At 49.9% G+C, this 11003-nt stretch carries 10 protein-coding genes; 2 read left to right on the top strand and 8 right to left on the bottom strand.

The genetic code is table 11. The annotated features are described in order from the left end of the window. Window positions 1-592, top strand: a 592-nt coding sequence (locus tag VK958_RS10965; RefSeq protein ID WP_325241242.1) for an SbmA/BacA-like family transporter, incomplete at its 5' end; no start/stop codon positions are given. A gap of 1102 nt (window positions 593-1694) precedes the next feature. Here the strand turns inward: VK958_RS10965 and VK958_RS10960 are convergent. From VK958_RS10960 to msuE, 8 genes are all read right to left on the bottom strand, one after another. After that, window positions 1695-2468, bottom strand: a complete 774-nt coding sequence (locus VK958_RS10960; protein ID WP_325241240.1) for an ABC transporter ATP-binding protein — start codon at window positions 2466-2468, stop codon at window positions 1695-1697. A 274-nt stretch (window positions 2469-2742) separates the two neighbouring features. Next, window positions 2743-4089, bottom strand: coding sequence for an ABC transporter substrate-binding protein (locus VK958_RS10955; protein WP_325241238.1), 1347 nt, complete (start codon window positions 4087-4089; stop codon window positions 2743-2745). Window positions 4090-4218: 129 nt separating this feature from the next. Continuing rightward, the gene (locus tag VK958_RS10950; RefSeq protein ID WP_325241236.1) at window positions 4219-5286 is read right to left on the bottom strand and encodes a branched-chain amino acid ABC transporter permease; all 1068 of its coding nucleotides are present in this window, start codon (window positions 5284-5286) and stop codon (window positions 4219-4221) included. Between the two features lie 11 nt (window positions 5287-5297). Further along, complete coding sequence (locus VK958_RS10945) at window positions 5298-6179, bottom strand: branched-chain amino acid ABC transporter permease (RefSeq protein WP_325241234.1); 882 nt, start codon at window positions 6177-6179, stop codon at window positions 5298-5300. Window positions 6180-6213: 34 nt separating this feature from the next. Continuing rightward, window positions 6214-6990: an ABC transporter ATP-binding protein gene (locus VK958_RS10940; protein WP_325241232.1), complete on the bottom strand. Its 777-nt coding sequence runs from the start codon at window positions 6988-6990 to the stop codon at window positions 6214-6216. Window positions 6991-7020: 30 nt separating this feature from the next. Next, entirely contained in the window at window positions 7021-8184 is a 1164-nt protein-coding gene (locus VK958_RS10935; RefSeq protein ID WP_325241230.1) for an AMP-binding protein, read from the bottom strand. Window positions 8185-8221: 37 nt separating this feature from the next. Further along, window positions 8222-9310, bottom strand: coding sequence for a dimethylsulfone monooxygenase SfnG (gene sfnG, locus VK958_RS10930; RefSeq protein ID WP_325241228.1), 1089 nt, complete (start codon window positions 9308-9310; stop codon window positions 8222-8224). 58 nt (window positions 9311-9368) lie between these two features. Further along, window positions 9369-9941: an FMN reductase gene (msuE, locus tag VK958_RS10925; RefSeq protein ID WP_325241226.1), complete on the bottom strand. Its 573-nt coding sequence runs from the start codon at window positions 9939-9941 to the stop codon at window positions 9369-9371. Window positions 9942-10395: 454 nt separating this feature from the next. Between msuE and VK958_RS10920 the strand changes: the two genes are divergently transcribed. Then, window positions 10396-11003 (top strand): acyl-CoA dehydrogenase family protein (locus VK958_RS10920; RefSeq protein ID WP_325241224.1); only part of this gene is annotated, 608 nt, incomplete at its 3' end.

The following is an 11003-nucleotide window of genomic DNA, read 5'->3' as shown; positions in this document are numbered from 1 at the left end:
AGAGGCCATCATGACACTGGTGGCTTTCCTGCCTGTATTGTGGAGCCTGTCATCTTACGTCAGTGAGTTACCGGTGTTTGGGGCGGTGCCTGCGCCGTTGTTCACTGCCGCGATTGCCTGGTCGGTCTTCGGGACGCTATTATTAGCGGCGGTCGGGATCAAATTACCAGGCTTGGAATTCAGGAACCAGCGTGTAGAAGCGGCTTACCGTAAGGAGCTCGTCTATGGTGAAGACAATGCCGATCGCGCGCAGCCAGCCACGCTGAAGTCGTTGTTCCTGGATGTGCGTAACAACTACTTCCGTTTGTATTTCCACTATATGTATTTTAACGTTGCACGTAGTTTATATTTGCAGGCGGATAATATTTTTGCTTACCTGATTCTGGTGCCGACCATTGCGGCTGGTAAAATCACATTTGGTATTTTGCAGCAGATCCTGACAGCGTTTTCGCAAGTTAGTAACTCCTTCCAATATCTGGTGAATTCATGGACGACGATTGTTGAGTTGTTGTCAGTGTATAAACGTTTGACGGCATTTGAAGCGGCGATCAAGCATGAGGCATTGCCGGAGATTGAGCTGACGAACTCGTGATGTAGAAACCAGTGCTAACTGCCATAACCTTCGTTCTGGCAGAGGGTGTAGCAGGGGTTTCACGGAGCATGCTCTGTGCCAGCGGAACGACGGCTTATCCAGAAGCCAGTGCGTCCTGCAAGGGGGAATCAAGGTAAGGTCTGAGTTTAGCCTTGTGACACTAGAAAAGCTTGTGTAGCGCTTGCTCGAGTTTAATAGGTATTTCTTTAGTCTATTCACCGTTCTTTTTCGCCCCCAGGCGAGTTCCTTTTTTTGCTTGCCCAAAGAACAAGTAACCAAAAGAAAGGGCACCCTAGCTTCCGCTTGTATCCTGCGTTGCTCATCAGCGTGGGCAGCCAACGAAACTCGCCCTAGCGGCTTGCAAAGAACGCAAGCCGCCGCGGAACTCAAACAGACGCTGGCCGAAAACTCCCACGCTGACTGCGCTACTCGGCGCGTCAGATAGGGGCCCGGTAAAAACACACGCTTTCGCTTAAGTGTAATTCTTTACACTGCATCACGCTCGAACATTGGGCAAAACAAATTAAAGAATTAGAGTTATCAGAGTTTACGCTTTGTCTTCAAACCTCAAAACTCACTTAGCGCCCTCCAACCTTCATGTTCAAATATTTGGTTCATCGTGGTGGTTTGCAACGGGCTCCTATCTGACGCGCCGAGTAGCACAGTCAAAATAAGGAGGAAGGGAGCGACTGTCTGAATCCCGCGGTGGCCTGCGGTTTGTGCAGGCCGCTAGGTCGAGTTTCGCGACCGCTTGTTTTGACGAGCAACGCAGGGAACAAGCGGAAGCTAGGGTGCCCTTTCTTTTGGTTACTTGTTCTTTGGGCAAGCAAAGAAAAGTAACTCGCCTAGGGGCGAAACACAATGCCGAAATGGAGCATTGAATGATCAAAGAAATACCAGTAGACCTTCAAGCAATTACAACATTTGCTCTCAATTGCAACCAAGCTAAGAATTAGCCTGCCTGGATTCTGGCCGCCGCCAGAATGACGACTTGGTTCAACTATTAGATTGCGCTACTGAAATAAGCTCTGACTAAATGAAATCTCAGACCTGAGAAAGCTATCACTCCAAAATGAAGTCTTTAAAAATAAATCATCCTCAATTACTGCTTGCCCAAATACGAGTCACTCAATGCCTGGCTGCTGGCAATTGTCTGCGCATCGCCATTATGCGTGATATGCCCACTCTCCAGCACATAGGCATAATCGGCATATCTCAATGCCACCGTGGCATTCTGCTCAGCCAGCAGGAAACTCAGGCCTTGGGTCTGCTGCAACTGGTGCACAATCTCGAAAATTTCTTCCACGATCTGTGGTGCCAGCCCCATGGAAGGCTCATCCAGCAGGATCAGCTTTGGGTTAGCCATTAACGCGCGCCCTATCGCCACCATTTGCTGCTCGCCACCAGAGGTATAACCAGCGTGATTCTTGCGTAACAACTTCAACCGCGGGAAAAAGTTATACACTTTCTCCAGTTCCTGCGATAACACCTTGGCGGAGGGGCGGCGCACAAAAGCGCCGGTCAGCAGGTTTTCTTCCACCGTTAAATGGCCGAAACAATGCCGGCCTTCCAGCACTTGTACTAGGCCTTGAGATACCAGCTGCGCAGGTGTGGCCTTGGTCAGATCCTGGCCTTGGTAAAAAATCCGGCCCTGCACAATTTCACCACGCTGCGCGGGAATCAGGCCGGAAATGGCTTTGAGTATGGTGCTTTTACCCGCCCCATTTGCGCCCAATAAGGCGACAATCGCTTGCGGCCCTACCTGTAGCGAAATATGTTTGATGGCAAAAATGACTTTTTCATAAATCACTTCAATATTATCCAGCTGCAAAATGGCATCGGCAGCCGGATTAAGTTTTTCACTGGTCTGGGACATATCTGTGCTCCTCAATTTGATCTCATGGACACTGTTGTAACATTGCCCAAGGCATCAAACTAAAGCAAACAAGCATTAAGTGGCTACGCGAACAAATTACTGCGTTGCGCAAGCTTTCTAAATACAGCATCATAACCAAGCCGTACTCTAATACTGTCTTGGTTCCTGTGTTCCGTGCGCCTTGCACTTTGTACTGCTCGCTCACTTACTCCATGTTTCCTGACATGCATACCGCGCGTCGGCGGTATGCATCTCCAATCAGACAGTCGCTGTATTACTTGGCAGCGACAGTTTCCTTGCTGCAATCACGCGGGGTGATGCCTTTTTCCTTGGCATATTCATGGGAAGATTTTTCAATGATAGGACGCAGCAACTGGCGATCAGCCTGTACCCATTCTGAAATCACGTTCCACTTACTGCCATCCCATTGCTGGAAGCGCACCGCACCGCCGCCTTCATGGTCAGCGCAACTTAATTTCAGCGGTTGCACCAGGCCCAGGGCGCCCAGTTCAGTCAGGCGTTTATCATCCAGCTTGATATTTTCAAAGCCCCAGCGCACTTCTTCACCGGTCAACGGGCGTTTGCCGAATTTGGCTTGCGCCACACGCACTGCTTCAACGTTCAGAATGCCGTTTACTACACCCAGGTTGTAATACACATTACCAAAACGTTTAGGGTCCTGTAGGTTGCCTTTGCCCGGTTTGATCACATATTGATTAATGCCTTGCAATACCGGGAAACTGGTGCCGGAAGGATGCGTGGTAATAGAAATAAATCCTTTGGCGGCATTACCAGCTGGTGCTGCATCATCTTCAGAGTTACTCCAGATATTGCCGATGATATGGTTAGCCGGGAAACCGGTTTTTTGCGCTGTTTTCAACGCCACCGGATTCATCACGCCCCAACCGCGCAGGATCACCCAGTCAGGCTTGATGCGGCGGATAGTCAGCCATTGGGATTGTTGCTCATTGCCCGGATGCGGTACCTCCAGCAGGGTCAGCTCAAAGCCATATTTCTTTGCCAGCAGCTCCAGGATAGGGCTGGTTTCTTTGCCATATGGTGAACCGTGGTACAGCGTCACGATTTTCTTGCCTTTGAGTTTATCCAGGCCACCGGATTGGCTCGCAATATAGTTCACGATCGCAGACACTTCGCTATAGGGGTTCAGCTGCAGCGGGAATGCATACGGGAACACGCTACCGTCAGTCGAATCGGTGCGGCCGTGGTTGATGGTGATCAGTGGCAATTTGTCAGCGGTGGAGCGTTCCAACGTGGCATAAGCGATACCGACTGACAATGGATTGGTTGCTGCTGCTGGCGCACCGTTCAGGCCTTTTTTCAGGCGCTCGTAGCACTCGACGCCTTTTTCAACCACGTATTCGGTTTCGCACTCACTCCAGGTGAATTTCACGCCGTTGACGCCGCCTTCTTTGGCATTGACGTATTGCAGGTAATCAATAAATCCACCAAAGAAGCCTGAACCACCAGCTGCATAAGGCCCGATCCGGTAGCTTTGTAACGGAAAATATTGTTCGTTCGCCGCTTGCACTGGTGCCGTGACGCTGGCGATGCCCAACCCTAATGCCAGCAGCAGCCAGCGATGTTTGCCTAAAAATTTCACTCTGAGACTCCTTGGTTTTAAAATAAATATTGCGATATAAAAAAATAGCTACTAATCGTTTTTGGTTATATAAATAGTTGTAATTAGCCTATTCAACACATGAAAATCTCCCTTAATGCATTGGATAAACTAGAAACGTAGCGGCCAGACACGCAGCCGTTGCTTGGCGGTTTGCCAGACTTTGGCTAACCCATTGGGCTCTTTGATCAGGAAAAATATGATCAATGCGCCGAAAATCATCTTCTGAAAATTCTCCAGTTGCCCAGGGTCAATCGCACCGGCCAATAAGCCCGATGAAAGATTCGACAGTAATATGGGGAATAACACAATAAAGGCCGCACCCAGAAAATTACCTAAAATGCTGCCCATGCCACCAATAATGATGATGAACAAAATCTGGAATGAGCGCGTTAAATCAAAACCGTGCGGTTCGACTGTGCCTAAATAAGTGAATGCCCAAAGGGCACCAGCAATGCCCAGGTAAAAAGAACTGATCGCAAAAGCCAGTAATTTGGTTTTGGGTACTGATATGCCGATCACAGCTGCCGCTGTATCCATGTCGCGCACGGCCATCCACTTTCGGCCTAACTCACCGCTGACAATCGTTTTCGCTAACAGGCCAAGTGCGAGCACCACTGTCAGCGTCAGTAAATAACGGCCTAACGGAGAATTGAAATCAGAACCGAATACATGTAATGGCGGCGCCGTGATCACCCCGGAAGAAGAGTTGTTGGAAAACCAGGTGAAATTGGTGAATACCCATTGCACAAAAAACTGGGCTGCTAGCGTAGAGACGATTAAATAAAAGCCTTTGATACGCAGACTGGGCAAACCGAAAACCAGGCCTACGCCACCGGCAGTGAGCCCGCCTAAAATCAGACTGATGATCAATGGCAACCCTTCAATACGCAGATTGAAGTTATAGGTGGCAAACGCGCCTACCGCCATAAAAGCCGCTGAGCCCAAAGACAACTGTCCGGCATAACCTGTCAGTAAATTCAGCCCCAGCCCTGCCAGTGATAGCACCAGAAATGGAATCAGGATGGCGCTGAACCAGTAGTCGTTACCTATGGATGGCACCACCAGGAATGCGAACGCCAGTAACAGGGAAAACGCCAACCGCTCCTGCTTGAGCCGGAAGAATCGTTTATCAAAACGATATGTGGTTACAAATTGTCCAGATTCTTTATAAAGCATCTTGCACCCTGCTAAACGCGTTCTATCGCTTTGTCGCCAAACAACCCATACGGCCTGACCAGCAAAAACAACACCGCCAGCACATAGGGAAACCAGTTTTCGATGCCGCCACCGATCAGCGGGCCGATAAATACTTCCGCCAGTTTTTCAGAGGCGCCGACGATAAGCCCGCCGACAATCGCGCCTTCAATCGAAGTAAAGCCACCAATAATCAGCACCGGCAATGCCTTCAGTACAATCAGGGATAAGGAGAATTGCACGCCGACCCTGGCACCCCAGAGAATGCCAGCGACCAGGCCGACAAAGCCTGCCACCGCCCACACGATCAACCATAACCGTTGTAATTTGATACCCACTGCCAGGGCGGCTAACTGGTCGTCAGCCACCGCTCTCAGCGAAATACCGATGCGTGTTTTGTTAAACAAAAAGCCGAGCAAGGCAACCAAACCACCGGCAATGCCAGCAGCAAATAAGTCGAACTGGGAAAGCAGGATACCGAATACTTCATAAGGCTCGTCATTGATACCGATTTCAAGCGCATGCACTTGCGCCCCCCATACTGCTTGCGCCAACCCTTCGATGATATAGCTCAGGCCCAGCGTGGCCATAAACAGCGTGATAGGCGAACGATTCACCAGCTGCCGCAAGACCAGCAATTCTATCAGCCAGGCCAGCACCGCCATGGTGATCAATGTGATTGCAAATGCACCCCAGAACGGCAGCCCTCGTTCAAGCAGGCTCACGAAGGTCAATGCGGCAAACAGCACCATAGAGCCCTGTGCGAAATTAAATACACCTGAGGCCTTGTAGATCAGCACAAAGCCGATGGCGACCAGGGAATACATCACCCCGGCCAGCAACCCGCCAGTGAATACTTCCAGAAAAAAATTCATTGTTTCGTCATCCTCTGCCAGCCTAGTGCCAAATTTAGTGTTTAGTACCCAGGTAGGCGGCAAGCACTTCGGGGTTGACCCGCACTTCATCCGGTGTGCCATCACCAATTTTTTTGCCGTAATCCAGCACCACCACATGGTCGGAAAGCGACATCACAACGCTGATGTCATGTTCGATCAGTACGATGGTGGTACCAAACTCCTGACGGGTTTCTATGATAAATCGGCTCATCTCCGCTTTCTCCTCGGCATTCATGCCGGCCATAGGCTCATCCAGCAATAGCAACTCTGGTTCTGCCGCCAGTGCACGCGCCAGTTCAACCCGTTTTTGCAAACCATAGGGCAGGTTGCCGACAATGCTATTGCGCCACGGTTGTAGCTTGAGGAAAGCAATCACCTGCTCGGCTTTTTGTCGTTGCTGTTGGGCGTCAGCGGTTGCCCGCCCGACGTTAAACACCTGCTCTATCCAGCTGCTTTTTACTTTGAGGTTGGTACCGGTCAGCACGTTATCCAGCACTGACATGCCTTTGAACAAGGCTATATTCTGGAAAGTCCTCGCCACGCCGCGCTTGGCCGCCCATTGCGGATGCATGGTTTTCCTGGCATTACCCTTATAAACAATCAGCCCTTCGTCAGCCTGGTAAACGCCATTGATCACATTTAACAGTGAGCTTTTACCGGCGCCATTGGGGCCGATCAGGGCGCAGATTTCGCCTTTTTTGACTGAAAAACTGATGTTGGTGATGGCTTTCACCCCCTTAAAGGATAAGCAGATACCATCCAGGCGTAATAGCTGCGTCGCATCTTTCATACCGCGGCATCTTTCATATGGCAGCATCTTTCATATTGCCGCTCTGAGGTTTTTCAAGCCGAAGTAATGTTCATTGTTGCTGTGCGGGCGAGGAATCACTTGTAAGGAACTGGCCTGCCAGTCTGACTCTTCCGGCCAATCACGCACCTGGATACCGATCGAACTGAAGAACTGCTCGGCTTCAGCAGATAAAGGCTCACCCACTAATAATGGCACTCGCGTGTGACGCAAACCCAGAACATCTTTTAATGGCTGAATAACCAGCCAGTTTGCAATGGTTGCTAACAGCGGCAATCTTTTCCGGTAGCTACGCAACGCCCATTCGACTAGTGAAAATTGCCAGGTTGTTGGCAGCGGCCAGCGCGATTGGGTCAATGCATATAGCCTTTGATAGGTTGCCGCTGTGCCTGCCACCAAAGTCGGCCCCAACTCGCGGCGATCAGTATCCCTGGTGGACAAGTTTTCGGGAAAGTTAAGCTTGAAACCGGCTAGCAACCAGGGGGAAAGCAGGTATCTGGCATGCCCGCTCGCGGCAAAAGCGCGTGCTGCCAGCGCCTCTTCTTTATCTGTCAGTAATTCATGACCCACCAGCTGACGGCCATTTTTCAACAGCTCAATGTGGCTGAGTTCGCGGTATTCCAGTTGGTAATCTTCGCCCAAACGGTAAAAACGGAATGCAACGCTTTCGGGCGTTGCCACGGCGGACAATGTGCCTGGCACCGCTTCACCTATCGAAATGATGCTTGTGTAAGCATGAATGGCAGGATGCGAGTAATCGGCCAGGCCGCGCGCATTGGCATAAATCAGTACTGAGACGTCCGGCTTGGCGTCAAACACCTGGTCAACTTGCGTTTTCGCTTCTGCAAACACAAACTGTGGTCGCAGGGTATGCAGCAAATCCAGTAACTGCGGCTGTGCATACGCTGGATCTAATGGGGCAGCAATGCCTCCCAGCCAGTGTGCGGCCAGTGATAACAATAAGGCTTCCGGCCTTGGTTCACTTAGCAGGAGCAATGTATCGCCGCTGCCGAACCCTTGCTGCTTTAAAAATCGCGCCACCAGCAACACTTCATTGTGCACGGCCTGCCAGCTTTGTTCATGCCAGATACCCAGTTTTTTATGGCGGATAGCAACCTGCACAGGCCGCTTTTCAGCCTGTACAGCGAGCCAGTCGGGTAATGTGTCAACGACCATAGTCTTCAGCTTTACGTTTCTGCTTTACCAGGAGTTATCAGGCAGCTTTAGCCAGTTTTTTGGTTTCCAGCTCACGCACCAGCGGCAATACTTTTTCACCAAAGTAAGCCACTTCTTCCTGAAAGTGCAGGAAGCCGGACAGGATCAGGTCAACGCCCACCGCTTTTAATTCCACGATGCGTTCAGCAATCTGTTGCGGCGTCCCGATCAGGTTGGTTTTGAAACCATCGTTGTATTGCACTAAATCCTCAAAAGTTGACTTCGCCCAGTTGCCTTCTTTTTCAGGGCTGGCAGCACCGGCATTTTTCACTTCATGACCAAAGGCATTCACCGCATCCGGGTTAGCCTTATCAATGATTTCTTTAAGTACAGCTTTTGCTTCTTCTTCGGTATCGCGGGCAATGACAAAGGCATTCACGCCAACTTTAACGCTATGGTTATTGGCAGCGGCCTTGGCGCGGATATCGTCTACTTGCGCCTTGATGCCTTCAACCGTATTGCCATTGGTGAAATACCAGTCAGATACGCTGGCAGCATTGTCACGTGCAGCGCGTGAGCTACCGCCCTGGAAGATTTCCGGGTGCGGTTGCTGCCATGGTTTTGGTTTCAATGTGTAATTGCTAAAACGGTAGAAGTCACCGCGATAGGTGAAGTTATCCTGGGTCCAGATGCCTTTCAACGCTTCAATAAACTCTTTCGAGCGGCGATAGCGTTCATCATGATCCAGCCAATGTTCACCAATCGCGGTAAACTCGCCACGGAACCAGCCGGAGACGATATTGACAGCGACGCGGCCTTCGGTCAGCAAATCGATGGTTGCCAGCTGTTTGGCTGCCAGCACCGGATTCCAGGGACCTGGCAGAATGGCGGCGATTACTTTCAGTTTGGTAGTCGCTGCCAGCAAGGCATGTGAAAACGATACCGACTCGTGCTGGAACTCAGCGCCATAACCAGCAGTAAACCGGATCTGGCTTAACGCATATTCAAAGCCCGCCTTTTCGGCGATCTGCGCCAGTTTACGGTTGTAATCGATATCCCAGCTGGTGCGCTGTTCAATATCACTGACCACCAGGCCACCACTGACGTTAGGTACCCAATATGCAAATTTAATGTTTTCTGTACTCATCACCCAATCTCCAAATCTGTTTTTCTCTAATACCGGTTTTCTCTAAATACGGCCTGCGTTAAACCGCTTGCAGGCTGGCAGTTTTTACAAGTTCACGATGTGTTAATAATGGCAACGCGCGCTCTATCGCCAGCTCGATACGGGCTTTCACCGTTTCGCTTTTCACTTTGTAGTTTTCAAAGTCACCCTCGGTGGCATACACGCCAATGGGTAAGGTCAGTGCCTGGAAAAAGCTGAATAACGGCCTGAGTTCATGGTCAATAATCAGGGCATGACGTTCGCTACCGCCGGTCGCGCCCAGCAGTACAGGCACATCAATCAATGCTTCGTAATTGACCAGGTCAAACAGGTGTTTAAATAAACCGGTGTAAGAAGCGCGGTATACCGGTGTCGCTACAATCAGCAGATCAGCGGTTTCAATCGCTTCAATATCTTTCTGTACTTTCACAGGCAGATGTTTCGGGTCGAAAGAGGAAACCAGGCTGCTGCCGATTTCGCTCAATTCAATAGAATGCAATTCAATCGGGATATGCTGGCCCAGTTGCTGGGTCAAGGCTTCTACCAGGGCGGCAGTACGTGAAGGTAATTTATAGCTGCCTGATACAGCGGTAACTTTTAATGGACGACTCATGTGTGGCTCCTAAACTTTGGTTGCCGGCGCCAATTTGATGTGTTCAATATCGGTGAGCCAGCTCCCTGTAGATATAGCAGCAACCATGCCAGGAATATTTTTATATATATTTCAATGACTTATGCAAATTAAGCACCATTTAACCATGTTGAAATTTAGCAATATATGCTGATGCGCTGCTGATATAGCAGCAGCTAAAACAGAAACACAGCACCTGACTCACGCTTTACCAGCTAAAAACTGGCTATTAAGTGCTGATTATTCAGCACCTAATCAGCAGAAAGCTGTTTCTATAAACGCTCAACGTAATAACGAAATTAAATAAAACATTTAAATTCAATCACTTATCTATTGGCATGCTAAATGCAATTGCTATACCGACGCGTAGGGCTATTTAACAACTAAATGACTGCGCTTTTAAATCTCCCTTATTTTTAGTTAGAAGGATTCAAATATGACTGCACATGCAAGCAACGTTGCGCATTTGCCCGAGAGCCTGAACCAGGCCCACGAACATCGCGGCAGGGAGTCTGCCCACCTTATTAAAAGTGATGCGGAAGCCATTGCAGTTGCACACCAGGTGGCCACTGAAATCGCCAAAGAGGCTTCAACCCGCGACAAGGAAAGACGCTTGCCGCGCAAAGAGCTGGATTTATTCTCCAGCAGCGGCTTGTGGGGTATTACCGTACCTAAGGAATACGGCGGCGCAGGCGTGTCGAATAAAACCCTGGCAGAAGTGATCGCTATCGTGGCGGAGGCTGACCCCAGCATAGGCCAGATCCCACAAAACCATTTGTATATGGTGGAAGGTTTGCGCCTGGATGGCACGGATTTCCAGAAAAGATACTTTTTTGAACTGGTTTTACAAGGCGTACGCTTCGGCAATGCGTTCTCTGAAGTGGGCACCAAGAGCGTTAATGATGTTAAAACCAGGCTGACCCCCGCCAACAGCGGTTATTTCCTGAATGGCAAAAAATTCTACTCGTCAGGCGCATTGCTGGCGGATTGGGTGCCAGTGGTGGCAAAAGACGAGAACGATAACACCGTGGTGGCGTTTGTCCC

Source organism: Methylophilus sp., from assembly GCF_035460085.1.
In the GTDB taxonomy this organism is placed as follows: domain Bacteria; phylum Pseudomonadota; class Gammaproteobacteria; order Burkholderiales; family Methylophilaceae; genus Methylophilus.
The sequence above is the reverse complement of the archived record's forward strand: the minus strand, read 5'-3'. Positions and strand labels throughout refer to the sequence as shown.

Coding starts and splice junctions, on each gene's coding strand:
- VK958_RS10960 (WP_325241240.1), bottom strand. CDS start 2,468: ATGTCCCAGACCAGTGAAAAACTTAATCCGGCTGCCGATGCCATTTTG.
- VK958_RS10950 (WP_325241236.1), bottom strand. CDS start 5,286: ATGCTTTATAAAGAATCTGGACAATTTGTAACCACATATCGTTTTGAT.
- VK958_RS10945 (WP_325241234.1), bottom strand. CDS start 6,179: ATGAATTTTTTTCTGGAAGTATTCACTGGCGGGTTGCTGGCCGGGGTG.
- VK958_RS10940 (WP_325241232.1), bottom strand. CDS start 6,990: ATGAAAGATGCGACGCAGCTATTACGCCTGGATGGTATCTGCTTATCC.
- VK958_RS10935 (WP_325241230.1), bottom strand. CDS start 8,184: ATGGTCGTTGACACATTACCCGACTGGCTCGCTGTACAGGCTGAAAAG.
- sfnG (WP_325241228.1), bottom strand. CDS start 9,310: ATGAGTACAGAAAACATTAAATTTGCATATTGGGTACCTAACGTCAGT.
- msuE (WP_325241226.1), bottom strand. CDS start 9,941: ATGAGTCGTCCATTAAAAGTTACCGCTGTATCAGGCAGCTATAAATTA.